General features: G+C 58.9%; 16 protein-coding genes. 15 read left to right on the top strand and 1 reads right to left on the bottom strand.

From position 1 onward, the window contains the following. Nucleotides 1-6: 6 nt before the first annotated feature. From ispC to WA157_RS05605, 15 genes are all read left to right on the top strand, one after another. Complete coding sequence (ispC, locus tag WA157_RS05675) at nt 7-1221, top strand: 1-deoxy-D-xylulose-5-phosphate reductoisomerase (RefSeq protein ID WP_422620044.1); 1215 nt, start codon at nt 7-9, stop codon at nt 1219-1221. A gap of 18 nt (nt 1222-1239) precedes the next feature. Further along, a complete protein-coding gene (gene rseP / locus WA157_RS05670) occupies nt 1240-2601 on the top strand; it encodes an RIP metalloprotease RseP (protein ID WP_422620043.1) in 1362 nt (453 codons plus the stop codon). Nucleotides 2602-2640: 39 nt separating this feature from the next. Continuing rightward, nucleotides 2641-4938, top strand: coding sequence for an outer membrane protein assembly factor BamA (gene bamA, locus WA157_RS05665; RefSeq protein WP_422620075.1), 2298 nt, complete (start codon nt 2641-2643; stop codon nt 4936-4938). Then, a complete protein-coding gene (locus tag WA157_RS05660) occupies nt 4938-5462 on the top strand; it encodes an OmpH family outer membrane protein (protein ID WP_422620042.1) in 525 nt (174 codons plus the stop codon). Before bamA ends, WA157_RS05660 begins: the two co-directional genes overlap by 1 nt. A gap of 22 nt (nt 5463-5484) precedes the next feature. After that, the gene (lpxD, locus tag WA157_RS05655; RefSeq protein ID WP_422620041.1) at nt 5485-6489 is read left to right on the top strand and encodes a UDP-3-O-(3-hydroxymyristoyl)glucosamine N-acyltransferase; all 1005 of its coding nucleotides are present in this window, start codon (nt 5485-5487) and stop codon (nt 6487-6489) included. Between the two features lie 89 nt (nt 6490-6578). Further along, a complete protein-coding gene (fabZ, locus tag WA157_RS05650; RefSeq protein WP_422620040.1) occupies nt 6579-7019 on the top strand; it encodes a 3-hydroxyacyl-ACP dehydratase FabZ in 441 nt (146 codons plus the stop codon). A gap of 92 nt (nt 7020-7111) precedes the next feature. Beyond that, nucleotides 7112-7906 carry an acyl-ACP--UDP-N-acetylglucosamine O-acyltransferase gene (gene lpxA / locus WA157_RS05645; RefSeq protein ID WP_422620039.1) on the top strand — a complete coding sequence of 265 codons (795 nt, stop codon included), beginning with the start codon at nt 7112-7114 and terminating at the stop codon, nt 7904-7906. A 23-nt stretch (nt 7907-7929) separates the two neighbouring features. Next, on the top strand, nt 7930-9099 hold the full coding sequence (lpxB, locus tag WA157_RS05640; protein ID WP_422620038.1) for a lipid-A-disaccharide synthase: 1170 nt from the start codon (nt 7930-7932) through the stop codon (nt 9097-9099). After that, nucleotides 9071-9730 (top strand): ribonuclease HII, encoded by a 660-nt coding sequence (gene rnhB / locus WA157_RS05635; protein WP_422620037.1) that lies wholly within the window; start codon nt 9071-9073, stop codon nt 9728-9730. Before lpxB ends, rnhB begins: the two co-directional genes overlap by 29 nt. Next, nucleotides 9727-10521 carry a TrmH family RNA methyltransferase gene (locus WA157_RS05630; protein ID WP_422620036.1) on the top strand — a complete coding sequence of 265 codons (795 nt, stop codon included), beginning with the start codon at nt 9727-9729 and terminating at the stop codon, nt 10519-10521. The genes rnhB and WA157_RS05630 overlap by 4 nt, the downstream gene beginning before the upstream one ends. 153 nt (nt 10522-10674) lie before the next feature. Further along, nucleotides 10675-11862: a glutamine-hydrolyzing carbamoyl-phosphate synthase small subunit gene (gene carA / locus WA157_RS05625; protein ID WP_422620035.1), complete on the top strand. Its 1188-nt coding sequence runs from the start codon at nt 10675-10677 to the stop codon at nt 11860-11862. Next, the gene (gene leuE, locus WA157_RS05620; protein ID WP_422620034.1) at nt 11859-12539 is read left to right on the top strand and encodes a leucine efflux protein LeuE; all 681 of its coding nucleotides are present in this window, start codon (nt 11859-11861) and stop codon (nt 12537-12539) included. Before carA ends, leuE begins: the two co-directional genes overlap by 4 nt. 86 nt (nt 12540-12625) lie before the next feature. Next, nucleotides 12626-15922, top strand: a complete 3297-nt coding sequence (gene carB, locus WA157_RS05615) for a carbamoyl-phosphate synthase large subunit (protein ID WP_422620033.1) — start codon at nt 12626-12628, stop codon at nt 15920-15922. A 185-nt stretch (nt 15923-16107) separates the two neighbouring features. Next, nucleotides 16108-16584, top strand: coding sequence for a transcription elongation factor GreA (greA, locus tag WA157_RS05610; RefSeq protein ID WP_422620032.1), 477 nt, complete (start codon nt 16108-16110; stop codon nt 16582-16584). Between the two features lies 1 nt (nt 16585). Continuing rightward, nucleotides 16586-16999, top strand: coding sequence for a DUF4149 domain-containing protein (locus WA157_RS05605; RefSeq protein ID WP_422620031.1), 414 nt, complete (start codon nt 16586-16588; stop codon nt 16997-16999). A gap of 54 nt (nt 17000-17053) precedes the next feature. Here WA157_RS05605 and WA157_RS05600 read toward each other — a convergent pair whose 3' ends face one another. Then, entirely contained in the window at nt 17054-17527 is a 474-nt protein-coding gene (locus tag WA157_RS05600) for a YhbY family RNA-binding protein (protein WP_422620030.1), read from the bottom strand. Nucleotides 17528-17531 lie beyond the last annotated feature (4 nt).

Here is a 17531-nt window from a genome sequence, read left to right as displayed (position 1 = left end):
GTGCCAATGAATGATGTGAAAAACTTGCCCAAGCAGCGGGTTGCTATTTTGGGCTCGACGGGATCCATTGGGGTCAGCACGCTCGATGTGATTGCGCGCCATCCCGATCGGTTCGAGGTCTTCGCCCTGAGCGCTGCGACTCAGACGCAATTGATGCTGGAACAGTGCGTGCGGTTCAAGCCCGTGTTTGCCGTCATGGTCAGTGAGCCCCATGGACGCACGCTGGAGCGCCAATGCCGCGAACTTCATTTGACGACACGGGTTCTTTGGGGCGCATCGGCCCTTGCCATGATTGCCTCGCATGAACTGGTGGATGCGGTTATGGCTGCGATCGTGGGGGCGGCCGGATTGGCCTCCTGTTTGGCGGCAGCCCAGGCGGGCAAACGTTTGTTGCTGGCCAATAAGGAAGCCTTGGTGGTGGGCGGCGCCTATTTCATGCAGGCGGTGGCCAAGGGGGGCGCCAAGCTGCTGCCGATTGACAGCGAGCATTCGGCTATTTTTCAGTCATTGCCCGACGATGCTGCCGTCTGGTCGAGCCAGATTGACAAAATTATTCTCACTGCATCAGGTGGGCCGTTCAGACAGCGTGAGCCCCACACGCTGCGGGACGTGACCCCGGAGCAGGCCTGCGCCCACCCCAATTGGGTCATGGGGCGCAAGATTTCTGTCGATTCCGCCACCATGATGAACAAGGCGCTGGAAGTCATTGAGGCCAGATTCCTGTTTGGTGTCAATCCGGAGCAGATTGAGGTGGTGATTCACCCGCAGAGCGTCATTCATTCAATGGTGCAGTACAAAGACAATTCCGTCCTGGCCCAGCTCGGCACGCCCGACATGAAAGTGCCGATTGCCTATGGCCTGTGCTGGCCGGATCGCATGGTCTCGGGTGCTGGCGCGCTGGATTTTCGGGCGATGGCTGACCTGACGTTCGAGTCGCTGGACTCGAACGGCCACGAACAACGTTTTCCGGGTTTGCAGCTGGCGTGGTCAGTGTTGCGGGCGCCTTCCGGTTCGACTGCCGTGTTGAACGCTGCCAATGAAGTGGCGGTCGCTGCGTTTCTTGACGGCCGAATTCGGTTTGACCAGATTCACGAGGTTAATCTGGAAACGCTCGAATCGGTTGTCCCGGCCAGCCCGCAGTCGCTGGAGGATCTGCTGGCACTGGACGCCGAGTCGCGTGCTGCCGCGCAGCAGGTGGTGCGCCGTGTCGGCAATCAATAAATTTCCAATAGAAGACGCATGCTGACTGTTGCCGCCTTTGTACTCGCCCTTGGCGTATTGATCGCCATCCACGAGTATGGCCACTACCGGGTGGCTGTGGCTTGTGGTGTCAAAGTGCTGCGCTTTTCCATTGGATTTGGTAAGACGTTGTATCGATGGCAGCGCAAGGGTTCAGCGACCGAATTTGCGCTGTGCGCTTTTCCGGTGGGCGGCTACGTCAAGATGCTTGATGAGCGCGAGGCACCGGTGCCCGAGGGTGAGCGGCATCTGGCATTCAACAATCAGCCTTTGCGTTCGCGCGTCGCCATTGTGGCGGCGGGCCCGGTGGCCAATTTGCTGCTTGCGGTGTTGTTGTACGCGGTGGTGAACTGGAGTGGCGTGCAATATCCGGCAGCGATTCTGGCCAGCCCCGAGGCGGGTTCGATTGCGCAGCAGGCCGGATTGGTGGGCGGTGAGCGGGTCCAGCGTGCCGGCTTTGCCGACGACGAAATGAAGAGCGTGGCGTCGTTTGAAGACCTGCGCTGGTTCTTGACCCGGGGGGCGCTGGAAGGGCAAGACGTGCAACTGGAGCTGACGGGGCCGGGACGTACGACGACAGGCGACGTGCTGCTGAAGCTCTCCGCCATGGATGCCAGCGAGGCCAATGCGGACTTGTTTCGCAAAATTGGGGTCGTGGGCCCATACACCCGTCCTGTCATTGGCGAGGTCATGGCGGGCGCCGCGGCCGACAAAGCTGGTTTGCGCGAAGGCGATGTGGTGCGCCAGGTCGGGTCGGTGCCGGTGGTGGACGGCCAGCAATTGCGTCGACTGATTCGCGCATCGATCGTGAACGGCCGAACCGTCCCATCCACCTGGAAAATTGACCGGGCCGGAATCGAACTGGAAATCATCGTCACGCCCGAGTCTCGGCAAGACGGAGAGTTGTTGGTGGGGAGAATCGGCGCCTATGTTGGGGCCATGCCGGAGCTGGTGACGATGCGCTATGGCGCTGTCGACGGTTTGTGGCGCGGCGTGACGCATACCTGGGATGTCTCTCTCTTGACGCTCAGAATGATGGGCAAGATGCTGATTGGCGAGGCTTCAGTCAAAAACCTCAGCGGTCCTTTGACAATTGCGGATTACGCCGGCAAATCCGCTGCGATGGGATTGACGCAGTACTTGCTGTTCCTGGCCTTGATCAGTGTCAGCTTGGGCGTTTTGAATTTGCTGCCGCTGCCGGTTCTGGACGGTGGTCACCTGATGTATTATCTTTGGGAAGGTGTGACGGGCAAACCGGTTTCGGATGCCTGGATGGAGACTTTGCAGCGGGGTGGCGTTGCCATCCTGTTCCTTCTGATGTCGATTGCCCTCTTTAACGACATAACCCGCTTATTTGGCTAAATGTCTGGTGTTGACATTCAACATCGGCTTGATTTTTTAATAAAAATGCAATTCAATCGCTTTGCTCTGCGCGCCGTATCCGTCGTCGCTTCTCTGGTTTTTGTGGCCGGCTCGGCCTGGGCGGTCAGTCCTTTCACTGTGCGCGATATTCGTATTGAGGGCTTGCAGCGGGTGGAGCCAGGCACTGTTTTCGTGTCGCTGCCGGTTCGGGTCGGCGACGTCTATAACGACGAAGTGGGCTCTTCCGCAATCCGGACGCTTTTTGCGCTGGGTCTGTTCAAGGACGTCCGCATTGAGGTCAGTGGTGACGTGTTGGTGATTGTGGTCGAGGAGCGGCCCACCGTTGCGGAGGTTGAGTTTGTCGGCACCAAAGAGTTTGACAAGGACGTCCTCAAAAAAGCCTTGCGTGATATCGGCCTGGCTGATGGCCGCCCGTTTGACAAAGCCCAGCTTGACCGCGCTGAACAGGAGCTCAAACGGCAATACATCAATCGCAGCCTGTATGCCGCAGAAGTGGTGACGACGGTGACACCGATTGAACGCAACCGGGTCAACCTGACGTTCACTGTCACCGAGGGCGATGCGGCAAAAATCAGCGAAATTCGGATCGTCGGCAACCATGTTTTTGGCGAGTCAACCTTGCGTGGCCTGTTTGATCTGGACACCGGTGGCTGGCTGAGTTGGTACACCAAGTCGGATCGTTATTCACGCGCCAAACTCAATGCTGATATTGAAACCCTGCGTTCTTATTACCTGACACGGGGTTATCTGGAGTTCAAAGTGGACTCAACCCAAGTGGCGATTTTGCCTAACAAAACGGATATTTCCATCACGATCAACATCACCGAAGGTGAGCGCTTTATCGTGAGTGGTGTCAAGCTCGAAGGTAATTTTCTGGGCAAAGACGACGAGTTCAAGTCGCTGGTGACGATTCGACCCGGTCAGGCCTATAACGCCGATGAAGTCGCCAAGACCACGAAGGCGTTCACCGACTATTTCGGCAATTTTGGCTTTGCTTTTGCGCGGGTGCAGGCGCGCCCTGACATCGATCGCGTCAACAACCGTGTCGCCCTGGTCCTGCAGGCGGAGCCATCGCGGCGGGCCTATGTGCGCAAAATCAATGTAGCCGGCAACAGTCGCACGCGTGATGTGGTGGTGCGCCGGGAGTTTCGGCAATTTGAGGCCTCCTGGTATGACGCTGACAAGATCAAGCTGTCACGCGACCGGGTGGATCGTCTGGGCTACTTCAGCGAGGTCGGTATCGAGACCCAGGAAGTGCCCGGGTCACCGGATCAGGTCGATTTGAGCATCAATGTTGTTGAAAGGCCAACCGGCAGCCTGAGTCTGGGTGCTGGCTTTTCAAGCGGCGACGGGCTCGGGCTTTCCTTTGGTCTGAAGCAGGAAAACGCCTTTGGTTCGGGCAACTCCCTGGGGGTGCAAGTCAACACCAGCAAGTTCAACCGGGTTGTTGTTTTCAATACCACCGATCCTTACTTTACCGCCGATGGTGTCTCCCGGACTGTTGACGTCTACCATCGGACCAGCAGTCCGTACCAGGACGACAGTTATTACAAGCTGGTAACTTCGGGCGGCAGTTTGCGCTTTGGTGTGCCTTTCACGGAGACCGATACGGTTTATTTCGGTGCTGGTATCGAGAATACGACCATTGAGCGCGGCACTCTTTTACCTTCATCCTACGAAGCGCACATCCAGGAATATGGGCTTTCCAGTATGGCAATTCCTTTGACGGTTGGTTGGTCGCGCGACCGTCGTGACAGTGCACTGGCACCCAACTCCGGCCGCTATCAACGCGCCAATGCCGAGTGGTCGCCGGCGGGCGATGTCCACTATGTACGCGCCACCTACCAATATCAGCAATATGTCCCACTCAACAAGCAGTTCACCGCCGCCTTCAATGGTGAGTTGGGCTGGGGTGTGGCAGTTGGCGATAAAAGTTATCCAGTGTTTAAAAATTTCTACGGGGGCGGTTTGGGGTCGGTACGCGGATTTGAGCAAGGAAGTCTGGGACCGCAGGACAGCGCGGGAACCATCCTTGGTGGTACCAGAAAGATGAATTTGAACGCCGAAATACTTTCCCCCTTTCCCGGCGCCGGCAATGACCGGACCTTGCGGATGTTTGCGTTCCTTGATGTTGGCAGTGTGTCGGGTCCGGGCGCGATCAATGAAAATGCGGGCAGCCTGCGCTCATCGGTCGGGGTGGGCGTCAGCTGGATATCGCCGGTCGGTCCGTTGCGGCTGGCGATCGCCAAGCCCATCAAAAAGTTCGAAGGCGATAAAATCCAGAACATGCAATTTCAAATTGGAACGACTTTCTAATGAACTATTTTCTACGTCGCAGTTTTGCCAGTATTCTGTTCGGCTGTCTGCTGGTGTCGGCACAAATGCAGGCTCAAGCCCAGGAGTTCAGGATTGGATTCGTCAGTACCGACCGGATTTTCAAGGAGGCGAGTACGGCCAAGTCGGCCCAACTCAAGCTTGAACAGGAGTTTTCCAAGCGCGAAAAGGAGATCATTGATCTGGGGGCTGCGTTGAAGACGCTGGCTGACACCTTTGAGCGTGAAGCACCTACTTTGTCGGCGGGGCAGCGCACCACGCGGCAAAAGCAGTTGGTGGAGCAGGATCGTGACTTCCAGCGCAAGCGTCGTGAATTTCAGGAAGACCTGAATGCCCGCAAAAACGAAGAGTTGCAGCAGGTGATTGAGCGCGCCAACAAAGTGGTCAAGCAAGTGGCTGAAGCGGAAAAATACGACCTGATTCTGCAGGACGCGGTGTATGTCAATCCAAGACTGGATATCACCGACAAAGTCCTCAAGGTACTGAATTCGAACGGTGTTAAATAGCGGTGCCTCAGGCAAGTGACGTGTGACGCTGCTTCTAGGTTCGATTGTCGAGTTGCTTGGCGGAGATTTGCAGGGCGATGCAAGTCTCAAAATCGAGGGCCTGGCGCCACTTGAAAGCGCAACGCCACAACAGTTGAGTTTTCTCAGCCACCCCAAGTACCAGAACCAATTGGCGGCCTCCAGAGCCGCTTGTGTCATCGTCGGCCCGGAGATGCGAGGAGCGGCGTTGGCGCGCGGGGCTTGCATCGTGACCGAGCAGCCTTACCTGTACTTTGCCCGTGTCACGCAACTCTGGAAAAAGAGTCTGCCGCGGACGGCACGGCCGCAGATTCACCCGAGCGCGGTGATTGACCCTGAGGCTTTTGTGCACTCGCGCGCCTGCATCGGCGCGCTGTGCGTGATTGAGAGTGGCGCCAGCGTGGGTGCCGATACGGTCCTCAAGTCGCGCGTGACGGTGGGTGAAAACTGTGTCATCGGCGAGCGTTGTCTGGTGCATTCAGGTGCTGTGATTGGTGCCGATGGTTTTGGTTTTGCGCCCCATGCGGGGGCTTGGGAAAAAATTGAACAACTCGGTGCGGTTCGCATCGGCAACGACGTTGAAATTGGCGCCAATACCTGTATTGACCGTGGCGCCTTGCAAGACACGGTGATTGAAGACGGCGTCAAGCTCGACAACCTGATACAGATCGGCCACAACGTACACGTTGGGAAACATACCGCGATGGCCGGTTGCGCCGGTGTGGCTGGCAGCGCCACCATTGGCGCTCATTGCACCCTGGGCGGCGGTGCCACTGTGCTGGGACATCTGACGCTGGCCGATGGGGTCAACATCTCGGCGGCCACAGTCGTCACCCGCTCGCTTCGCAAGCCCGGTCACTACACGGGCATGTTCCCGATTGATGACAATGCCGCCTGGGAAAAAAATGCTGCGTCACTGAAACAATTGCACAGTTTGCGCGACCGCATTCGGGTGCTGGAAGATAAACTCAAGGCGTCAATTCCTGCGGGACCGTCCGACGCGCACTAAGCGGTGTCGCGCTGTCCTAAACTACCCTGAAACCGGTGGCGCGGTCTGACGCCAAATTTCACCAACCCTGTTCCGAGTCAATTCAAGTCATGATGGACATCCACAAAATTCTCAAGCAACTGCCACACCGTTACCCCTTCCTGCTGGTGGATCGGGTGCTGGCGATTGACAAGGGCAAGAGCATCCGGGCGGTGAAAAATGTCACCATCAATGAGCCATTTTTTCAAGGCCACTTCCCCCATCGGCCAGTGATGCCGGGCGTGTTGATGCTCGAAGCCCTGGCGCAGGCGGCGGCCCTGCTGTCATTCGACGCACTCGGTGCCTCGCCGGACGACCAGATGATCTACTATTTCGCCGGCATGGACGCGGTGCGCTTTCGCCGGCCTGTGGAGCCTGGCGATCAACTGATTCTTGAAGCTGAGTTGGTCCGCATGAAGGCAGGTGTTTTCAAGTTCAAGGCGCGCGCCCTGGTCGATGATGAGCTCGCTGTGGAAGCCGAGTTGACCTGCGCTGTGCGCAAAATAGCCTGAAAGATGAGAGCCCCCACGTTTGCGGCTTCGCCGCTGCACTGCCCCCCGGGGAGGCTGGGCCTCCTTGGGGCGGCCCGGCGGAGGTCCGCACTTTGACAACCATTCATGCCACGGCGATTATCGATTCCCAGGCCCAACTGGACAGCTCGGTGACCGTTGGCCCCTACAGCCTGATTGGCCCCAACGTCAAGGTGGGCGCGGGGACCACGATTGGTCCGCATTGCGTGATTGAAGGACACACCACGATCGGACGCGACAACCGCATTTTCCAATTCAGCTCTTTGGGTGCTATCCCGCAAGACAAGAAGTACGCCGGAGAACCCTGTGAACTGGTCATTGGCGACCGCAACACCATTCGCGAGTTTTGCACCTTTAACATTGGTTCGCCAGGGGATCTGGGTGTAACTCGCGTCGGCGATGACAACTGGCTGATGGCCTATGTGCACCTTGCGCACGATTGCGTCGTCGGCAACAAGACCATATTTGCCAACAATTCCCAGTTGGCGGGCCACGTTCATGTGGGAGACTGGGCAATTCTGGGCGGGTTTACCATGGTGCATCAGTTTGTGAAAATCGGCGCCCACAGCATGACGGCCCTGTGTACTGTGTTGTTGGCCGATTTGCCGCCGTTCGTCATGTGTCAGGGCCAGCCGGCACAAGCCCGCTCCATGAACTATGAAGGACTGCGCCGTCGTGGTTTTTCGCCAGAGCGGATTGCTGCCGTCAAAGCCATGCACAAGGCGCTGTATCGCGAGAGTCTGACGCTACAGCTGGCGCGTGAGCGCATTGCGGATTTGGTCAAAAGCAGCCCTGAGTCCTTGCCAGATGTGCAGATGATGCTCTCATTTTTGGAGCAGACATCGCCCCAGCGTGGCATTGTGCGCTGAACCAAAAGCGCGCTGAAGCCTGGATGGCAAATCAAACTAGCCAACAACTCCAGGTGGCGCTGGTGGCCGGCGAAACCTCGGGTGATCTGCTCGCGGGTTTGCTGCTGGATGGTCTGCGTGAGCAATGGCCACTCATGACCGCAGTCGGCATCGGCGGCCCTCAGATGGCCCGCCGTGGCCTGGTGGCCTGGTGGGGGCACGACAAACTCTCGGTGCATGGCTTTGGCTGGGAGGTGCTGCGCCGCTACCGCGAGATTGTGGGTATTCGCCGGCAACTCAAAACCCGGCTGCTGCGGCAGCAGCCCGATGTCTTCATTGGTGTGGATGCGCCCGACTTCAACCTGGATCTGGAGCGAGACCTGAAAGCCAAGGGCATCAAGACCGTGCATTTTGTGTCACCGTCCATCTGGGCCTGGCGCCCTGAGCGGGTAGAGAAAATTCGTCGCAGTGTCGACCATGTGTTGTGTATTTTTCCGTTCGAGCCCGCTCTGCTGGCCCGGCACGGCATCGCCGCGACCTACGTTGGGCACCCATTGGCCAACGTGATTCCGATGGAGCCCGATCGATCGGCTGCGCGTGCCGCCTTGGGACTGGCCGATGAGGACCAAGTTGTCGCGATTTTGCCTGGCAGTCGTCAATCTGAAATCAATCATCTGGCTTTAAGGTTCTTTCAGGCTGCAGCCCTTATCAATAAAGCGCATCCTGCTATTAAATTTATAGTTCCTGCCATTCCGGCGGTGCGGGCAGGCATTGAGCACGCCGCCCGTGCCAGCGGCATGCAGGCGCATCTGCAAATCATTGCGGGCCAGTCGCACACGGTGCTGGCGGCTTGTGATGTCACCTTGATCGCCAGTGGCACGGCCACGCTGGAAGCGGCCCTGTTCAAGCGGCCGATGGTGATCGCCTACCGCATGGCTTGGCTCTCCTGGCAGATCATGCGGCGCAAACAACTGCAGCCTTGGGTCGGCTTGCCCAATATTTTGTGCCGGGAGTTTGTCGTGCCTGAATTGCTGCAAGAGGCTGCCACGGCACAAGCGCTGGCTGACGCGGTGTTGCTCTGGATCGATGCCAAGGCATCGCATCCTGCGAAAATAGCAGCTTTGCAACAAAAATTCACCGCCCTGCACGCAGAGTTGCAGCGCGACACTCCTCGATTGGCCGCCCATGCGATCCAGCAAGTCCTCCAGGGCTGAACAAGCCGTGTTTCACAAGCCATCCATCAAACAGGCATCGCTCCTGTGGGATGTTGCTGGACTGGTCGCCGGGGTGGACGAGGCCGGGCGCGGCCCGCTGGCGGGCCCCGTGGTCGCCGCCGCCGTGATTCTGGACGACCTGCAGCCGATCAAGGGTTTGGCGGATTCAAAAATACTCAGCGCACGGCGTCGCGAGCAGTTGTTTGACGAGATTCGTGCCAAAGCTCTGTGCTGCTGCATTGCCCAGGCCAGCGTGGAGGAAATTGAGCGACTCAACATTCTGCAAGCCACGCTGCTCGCGATGCGCCGGGCGGTTGAGGGTCTGCGGCTTAAGCCCGCACTGGTGCTGGTGGATGGCAACCGGCTACCGGTCTTGACCATGCGGGCTGAAGCCATTGTCAAAGGCGACGCACTGGTCGCTGCCATATCAGCCGCCTCGATTCTGGCCAAGGTCCACCGCGACCGCTGGTGCGCCGAGGTGGATGTGCAGTACCCGCAATATGGTTTTGCCCGGCACAAAGGCTATGGCACGGTGCAGCACCTGGCGGCCTTGACAAAGCATGGGGCTTGCCCGCAGCACCGAAAAACTTTTGGCCCGGTGGCTGAGGTGTTGCGAGAGGCGCTGCCATGAGTGCGTCTGAGGTTCAGCGCATCACGTCGCGCGACAACGCTTTTCTCAAAGACTTGCGTCGCCTGGCGCAAGACAACACCGGTTATCGGAGACAGGGCCGGTTCTGGGCCGAGGGTGAGCACCTGGGTGCTGCCGCACTGGCCCGTCATGTGAGGCCCGCCATTGGTGTTTTTTCAGAGTCATTTTGGCCTCTAGCCCCCGTGAAATATGCGCAGGCAGCTATCAAAAGTATAGTTATCCCGGATTCCTTGTTCGCGGCGATCAGTGGCCTTGAGTCACCGGCCCAGATGGGTTTTGTCTTTGATTTGCCGCTGCTGGCGGCTTTGCAGCCGGTCATGGCGTCGGTGATTCTGGACCGGGTGCAAGACGCAGGCAATGTCGGATCGATTCTGCGCAGTGCCTCAGCCTTCGGTTTCAAACAAGTCATCGCCTTGAAAGGTACGGCTGCGCTGTGGAGCCCCAAAGTGCTGCGTGCCGGTATGGGCGCGCATTGGGGTTTGCAGTTGATCGAAGGCGTGGCGCTGGCTGATCTGGCGCTACTGGCCGTGCCGATCGTGGTGACCAGCTCGCACCGGGGCGCCTGGTTGCATCAGGCGATCGCAGATCAGGCGCTGCCGATGCCCTGCGCCTGGGCGCTGGGGCACGAAGGGCAGGGCGTCAGCGCCGAGCTGGAGGCGCTGGCCCGCTTGCATGTGCGTATTGCCCAGCCCGGCGGTGAAGAGTCTCTTAACGTCGCCGCCGCCGCTGCCATTTGCCTGCATGCCAGTGCGGCAACTTCCTTGGTGGGGTGATCGCTGCCTGACGGCCCCCTCGGTTATACTCGGAGGCCTCATCGCACCCTGTACGCCTAGCGCCTTCTCAAGCCAATTCTCCCGACAATGCAAGCCAAGAGTTCAATCTTGAGCGGGCGTGGGCGTACCCGAAAACCCCTTCCGGAGAACCCAGTGCTTTTGTCTTTACAGGGAAATGTTCCCCCCGCCATCTTGGCGCTCGCAGACGGCACAGTCTATGTTGGTCATTCCATTGGAGCCGCTGGCTCCACCGTCGGCGAGGTGGTGTTCAACACCGCCATGACCGGCTACCAGGAAATCCTCACAGACCCGAGCTACTGCCAGCAAATCGTTACCCTCACGTATCCGCACATAGGCAACTACGGCGTCAATTTTGAAGATGTCGAGGCCGATAAAGTGCATGTGGCCGGTCTGGTCATCAAGGACTTGCCGCTGCTGGCGTCCAACTTCCGCCAAACCATGTCCTTGGGTGACTACCTGGTGCGCGAAGGCACGGTGGCGATTGCCAACATTGATACCCGCAAGTTGACGCGCCAGTTGCGCAGCCAGGGTGCGCAAAACGGCTGCATCATGGCCTTGGCGCCGGGCGAGGCGGTGACCCAGGGGCTGATCGACAAGGCCATTGCGCTGGCGCTGGCGGCGCCTGCCATGGCCGGACTGGACCTGGCCCAGGTGGTCACGGTCAAAGAGCCCTATGCATGGACCCAGACCGAGTGGCGCTTGTCCCAACCGGCCCTCGGCGGCAAGCCCGGTCATGGAGAACTCACAAAGCCGAAGTTTCATGTGGTGGCGTACGACTTTGGCATTAAAAAGAACATTTTGCGCATGTTGGCCGAGCGCGGTTGCAGGGTGACCGTGGTGCCAGCGCAGACCCCTGCGTTTGATGCGGTCAAGTACCAGCCCGATGGCATTTTCTTGAGCAACGGGCCTGGTGACCCGCAGCCGTGCGACTACGCCATTACCGCTGTTGCCGAGTTGATCGAGTCCGGCATTCCGACCTTTGGCATTTGCCTTGGGCATCAGATCATGGCGCTGGCCAGTGGTGCCAGGACCTTCAAGATGAAGTTTGGCCACCACGGGGCCAACCACCCGGTCAAAGACCTTGATACCGGGCGCGTCAGCATCACCAGTCAAAACCACGGTTTTGCGGTGGATGAAAACATGTTGCCGACTCATCTGCGTGCCACCCACATCAGCCTGTTCGATGGCACGCTGCAGGGGCTGGAGCGCACCGACAAACCGGCGTTTTGTTTCCAGGGCCACCCGGAGGCCTCGCCGGGGCCGCACGATATCGGCTACCTGTTTGACCGTTTCCTGCTGGCGATGGAGCAGAAGGCATGAGTTTTTACGGCGTCACCGACCTGTGGACTTATGTTGTCGGCGCTTTCGGCATCATTTTGCTGCCTGGGCCGAACTCGCTGTATGTGCTGTCAGTGGCCACCGTGCGCGGTGTCCGTGCCGGCTATCAGGGCGCGTTTGGGGTGTTTGTGGGCGACACTATTTTGCTGCTGTGTACCGCTTTGGGTGCGGCCAGCCTGCTGCGCACGCATGCGGCCGTGTTCATGGTGGTCAAGTACGCCGGTGCGGCTTATCTGTTTTGGGTCGGGTTGAATTTGCTGCGTGGCGCCATCGCTGGTTTGCGCGCCCGTGCGGATGGCCTGCCATCGACGGCGGCGGCGCCTGTTCCCAAGCCGGCAGCCGCGGCTGCGCACCTGCAGCGGCCATTTCGCCGGGCGCTGCTGATCAGCTTGCTCAACCCAAAGGCGATTTTGTTTTTGCTATCGTTCTTTGTGCAGTTCATTGACCCTGCCTACGCCCAGCCTGAAGTGCCGTTTCTGATTTTGAGCGCTATTTTGATGAGCTTCAGTGCCGCCTACCTGACGGCGCTTATTTTTGCGGGTGCCCGACTGGCGCAAGCCTTCAGCCAGCGCAAGCGGCTCTCAAGCGGGCTCTCCAGCCTGGTGGGTGGTTTGTTTGTCTGGTTTGGGGCCAAACTGGCCACAGCCAGCCTGAACTGATTCAGTTTGGTTCACCATTTTTGAGTTTATGAATTTGCAGGTGCAGCCTCAAGGTTGCACCTGAGAACGAGAGAGCAGTCAACAATATGCCAAAACGTACCGACATCAAAAGCATCCTCATCATTGGCGCCGGCCCGATCATCATCGGCCAGGCTTGCGAGTTTGACTACTCTGGTGTGCAGGCCTGCAAGGCTCTGCGCGAAGAAGGCTTCAAAGTCATTCTGATCAACAGCAACCCGGCCACCATCATGACCGACCCGGCCACGGCGGACGTCACCTACATCGAGCCGATCACCTGGCAGACGGTTGAAAAAATCATTGCCAAGGAGCGCCCCGATGCGATCCTGCCGACCATGGGCGGTCAGACCGCGCTGAACTGTGCGCTCGACCTGTGGCATCACGGCGTGCTGGAGAAGTACAACGTCGAATTGATTGGCGCCAAGCCCGAGGCCATCGACAAGGCCGAAGACCGCCTGAAGTTCAAGGACGCCATGACCAAAATCGGTCTGGGTTCGGCCCGCTCCGGCATTGCCCACAGCATGGAAGAAGCCTGGGGCGTGCAAAAGACGGTGGGTTTTCCGACCGTGATCCGGCCCAGTTTCACGCTGGGCGGCACCGGTGGCGGCATTGCCTACAACTCGGAAGAATTCGAAGTCATCTGCAAGCGCGGTCTGGAGGCGTCGCCGACCAATGAACTGCTGATTGAAGAATCGCTGCTCGGCTGGAAAGAGTACGAGATGGAGGTGGTGCGCGACCAGGCTGACAACTGCATCATCATTTGTTCCATTGAAAACCTGGATCCGATGGGTGTGCACACGGGCGACTCGATTACGGTCGCGCCGGCGCAGACGCTGAGTGACAAGGAGTACCAGATTCTGCGCAACGCCAGTCTGGCCGTGCTGCGCGAAATCGGCGTCGATACCGGTGGCTCCAACGTGCAGTTTTCCATCAACCCCGAAGATGGGCGCATGGTGGTGATCGAGATGAACCCGCGCGTCAGCCGCTCCTCAGCGCTGGCTTCCAAGGCCACTGGTTTTCCGATTGCCAAGATCGCCGCCAAACTCGCGGTTGGTTACACGCTGGACGAGTTGCGCAATGACATCACGGGCGGGGCCACACCCGCCAGTTTTGAGCCCAGCATTGACTACGTGGTGACGAAGATTCCGCGTTTCGCGTTCGAGAAGTTCCCGGCGGCTGACAGCCGCCTGACGACGCAGATGAAATCGGTCGGTGAAGTGATGGCGATGGGGCGCACCTTTCAGGAGTCGTTCCAGAAAGCCCTGCGCGGCCTCGAAGTGGGCGTCGATGGCATGAATGAGAAAACGCAGGACCGTGAAGTGCTGGAAAAAGAGTTGGGCGAGCCCGGCCCCGAGCGGATCTGGTACGTGGGCGACGCGTTTGCCGCCGGCTGGAGCGTCGACGAGGTGTTTGAGCTGACCAAAATTGACCGCTGGTTTCTGGTGCAGATTGAGCAGATCGTCAAGATTGAGCTGGAGATTGAGCGCCTGCCCGCGCCGGAACAGGGCTCCGCGCTGGATGCGATGGACGGCGAGACCTTGCGCGCTTTGAAGCAAAAAGGATTTTCCGATCGGCGCCTGGCCAAACAGTTCAAGACCACCGACACGGCTGTGCGTGAGAAGCGCCACGCCCTGGGTGTGCGCCCGGTCTATAAGCGTGTAGACACCTGCGCGGCCGAGTTCGCCACCAACACGGCGTATCTGTACTCGACCTATGAGTCGTCCAGCCCCTTCGACACCGGTAGCGAGTGCGAGGCCGATCCCACCGACCGGAAAAAAATCATGGTGCTCGGCGGTGGCCCGAACCGCATTGGCCAAGGCATCGAGTTTGACTACTGCTGCGTGCATGCGGCGCTGGCGATGCGCGAAGACGGCTATGAGACCATCATGGTCAATTGCAACCCCGAGACTGTGTCGACCGACTACGACACCTCGGACCGTCTCTATTTCGAGCCGGTCACGCTGGAAGACGTGCTTGAAATCGTGGACAAGGAAAAGCCGTATGGCGTGATCGTGCAGTACGGGGGCCAGACGCCACTCAAACTGGCGTTGGCGCTGGAAGCCAACGGCGTGCCCATCATCGGCACCTCGCCCGACATGATTGACGCCGCCGAAGACCGTGAACGCTTTCAGAAGTTGCTGCATCAACTCGGGCTTCGTCAGCCCGCCAACGCGACTGCCCGCACCGAGGCCGAGGCGCTTGAAAAGGCGGCCGCGCTGGGCTACCCGCTGGTGGTGCGACCGAGCTATGTGCTGGGTGGCCGGGCCATGGAAATTGTGCATGAGCAGCGCGACCTGGAGCGTTACATGCGCGAGGCGGTCAAGGTCAGCCACGATTCGCCGGTGCTGCTGGACCGCTTCCTGAATGACGCCATTGAGTGCGATGTGGACTGTGTGCGCGACTCGCAGGGGCAAACCTTCATCGGCGGCGTGATGGAACACATTGAACAGGCGGGCGTGCACAGTGGTGACTCGGCCTGCTCGCTGCCGCCCTACAGCTTGTGTGCTGAAACAGTGACAGAGATCAAGCGGCAAACGGCGGCCATGGCCGAGGCCCTGCATGTGGTCGGCTTGATGAACGTGCAGTTCGCCATTCAGACCCTCGATGGCGCTGATGTTATTTTTGTGCTGGAAGTCAATCCAAGAGCGTCCCGCACCGTGCCCTTTGTGTCCAAAGCCACCGGTGTTCAGTTGGCCAAGGTGGCGGCCCGCTGCATGGTCGGTCAGTCGCTTGCCTCTCAGGGCATCGGGACGGAAGTGACGCCACCCTATTTCAGCGTGAAAGAAGCGGTGTTCCCCTTTGTCAAATTTCCCGGCGTTGACACCATTCTCGGCCCCGAGATGAAGTCCACCGGCGAGGTGATGGGCGTGGGCAAGACTTTTGGTGAGGCCTTTGTGAAGTCTCAAATCGGGGCCGGCACCAAATTGCCCCGGCCGCGCACGCCCTCTGGCGAGCCTGCAGGCAAGGTGTTCATCTCGGTCAAAAACAACGACAAACCCCGTGTCATTGAGGTTGCGCGTGATCTGGTTGACCTCGGGTTCACGGTACTGGCAACCAAGGGCACGGCCTTGGCCATCAACGCGGCCGGTGTGCCCTGTGCGACGGTCAACAAGGTGACCGAAGGACGGCCCAACATTGTGGACATGATCAAGAACCAGGAGATTGCGCTGGTCATCAACACGGTGGAAGAGCGGCGCAATGCGATTGCGGACTCGCGTCATATTCGCACCTCGGCTTTGTTCGGGCGGGTGACCACCTTCACGACCATTGCCGGCGCCGAGGCCGCCGTGCAGGGAATGCGCTACATGGACGACCTGAGTGTTATTTCGATCCAGGAAATGCATGCCCAGTTGGCTGGTGCTTGATGTGACCTGACAATCACTGCATAATCCAGCCAATTGGGGGCGCAGCTAGCCAGTTTCGCGTGACGTCTGTCTGTTGCGCAAACTTCCAGAAATAAGGTTGCCCCTCGAACTCTTGGTCCATGCCGCCGAACGGTAACGCTCGGCGGTTTTATTTTTATACCCCATTCCCTTTAACGGAGCAGCACGTGGCTACCCTTCCTATTACCAAACGCGGTGCCGAAAAGCTCAAAGCCGAGTTGCACAAGCTGAAAACGGTTGATCGCCCCTGGGTCATCAACGCCATCGCCGAGGCGCGCGCCCAGGGTGACCTGAGCGAACACGCCGAGTACGAGGTCGCCAAAGACAAGCAGGGCTTTATCGAAGGGCGCATTCAGGAGATTGAAGGCAAGCTCTCGGTCTGCCAGGTCATTGATCCGGTTGAACTGCATGCGGAAGGCCGGGTGGTGTTTGGTGCCACGGTGCAACTTGAGGACGAGGCGTCCGGCGCAGCGGTGACTTACCAGATCGTCGGCGAAGATGAAGCCGATATCAAACTGGGCTTGATCAACATTGGCAGCCCGATTGCCCGGGCGCTGATTGGCAAAGAACAAGGTGACACGGCCGAAGTGCAGGCGCCGGGTGGCATCAAACACTATGAAGTGGTGGCGGTGAGCTACGTCTAAGTTGTTGTCACGGTTGCCTTTTTGGGCGGCTGCACTGTGGTGGGGCAGCCTGAGCACGATCGGATTCCTGGTTGTGCCCCTGCTGTTTGCGACTTTGCCGACCCCGGCGCTGGCGGGCAATATGGCGGCACGCCTGTTCGCCGCTCAGACCGGGCTGTCCTGTGTGTGTGCTTTGCTGCTGCTCATGAGTTCAAGGCAAAATCAGGCTCTAGCCCCCGCCCCTATTGAACAAACAGCTATTATTTTTATAGTTGGAGGGATGCTGCTGGCGCTGCTGGCCGAGTTTGCCGTGGCGCCCCGCATTGTGGCGCGCGAGAATTTGCGCCTGTGGCACAGCGTGGGCAGCGCGATGTACTTGCTGCAATGGTTGTGCGCTGGGGCGACGTTCTGGAAGTTGACGTCGCAACGTACTTAGAAAGGGCCGGTTTGATGCGTGTGGTTGGGACTTGCCCCGCAAGTTCTCGGAACTTCAGGTTTGGCTGCGCTTCTTGATGCTGATTTGTTTCGGTTTGGAACGCTTCACCTGGCCTCCCGAAGTGAGGCGCTGGTTGCCCAGCACACGCAAGGTCTTGACTTCGGGACGCTGGCCGCCGCGTTTGCTGTATTTGAGTACTTTGAAGTCGCGTGGGCCGGGCATGCGATCTTCATCCACTGTTTTTTCCCGTTCCGGCATCGGTCGCCAGAGTACCAGCAGCTTGCCGATATGCTGAATTGGTGCTGCGCCCAGTTCGTCGGCCAGGGTCTGAAACATGGCTTCGCGTGCGGCCCGATCGTCCGAGAAGACACGAATCTTGATCAGCCCGTGCGCGTTCAAGGCGGCATCGGCTTCCTTTTTAACCGCGGCCGTGAGCCCGTCACCCCCAACCATGACCACTGGGTCAAGGTGGTGTGCTTCTGAGCGGTGTACTTTGCGTTGGGCGGGGGTCAGTTGAATTTGAGACATGTCT

Origin of the sequence: Rhodoferax ferrireducens (assembly GCF_049302455.1) — a bacterium.
Classification (GTDB): domain Bacteria; phylum Pseudomonadota; class Gammaproteobacteria; order Burkholderiales; family Burkholderiaceae_C; genus Rhodoferax; species Rhodoferax ferrireducens_B.
Note: the sequence above shows the minus strand (reverse complement) of the source record. Positions and strands in the feature narration are given on the sequence as shown.

What these genes read in the sequence shown, in the direction of transcription:
- ispC (WP_422620044.1), top strand. Translation starts at nt 7, where the DNA reads ATGAATGATGTGAAAAACTTGCCCAAGCAGCGGGTTGCTATTTTGGGC.
- rseP (WP_422620043.1), top strand. Translation starts at nt 1,240, where the DNA reads ATGCTGACTGTTGCCGCCTTTGTACTCGCCCTTGGCGTATTGATCGCC.
- WA157_RS05660 (WP_422620042.1), top strand. Translation starts at nt 4,938, where the DNA reads ATGAACTATTTTCTACGTCGCAGTTTTGCCAGTATTCTGTTCGGCTGT.
- fabZ (WP_422620040.1), top strand. Translation starts at nt 6,579, where the DNA reads ATGATGGACATCCACAAAATTCTCAAGCAACTGCCACACCGTTACCCC.
- lpxB (WP_422620038.1), top strand. Translation starts at nt 7,930, where the DNA reads ATGGCAAATCAAACTAGCCAACAACTCCAGGTGGCGCTGGTGGCCGGC.
- rnhB (WP_422620037.1), top strand. Translation starts at nt 9,071, where the DNA reads ATGCGATCCAGCAAGTCCTCCAGGGCTGAACAAGCCGTGTTTCACAAG.
- WA157_RS05630 (WP_422620036.1), top strand. Translation starts at nt 9,727, where the DNA reads ATGAGTGCGTCTGAGGTTCAGCGCATCACGTCGCGCGACAACGCTTTT.
- leuE (WP_422620034.1), top strand. Translation starts at nt 11,859, where the DNA reads ATGAGTTTTTACGGCGTCACCGACCTGTGGACTTATGTTGTCGGCGCT.
- carB (WP_422620033.1), top strand. Translation starts at nt 12,626, where the DNA reads ATGCCAAAACGTACCGACATCAAAAGCATCCTCATCATTGGCGCCGGC.
- WA157_RS05600 (WP_422620030.1), bottom strand. Translation starts at nt 17,527, where the DNA reads ATGTCTCAAATTCAACTGACCCCCGCCCAACGCAAAGTACACCGCTCA.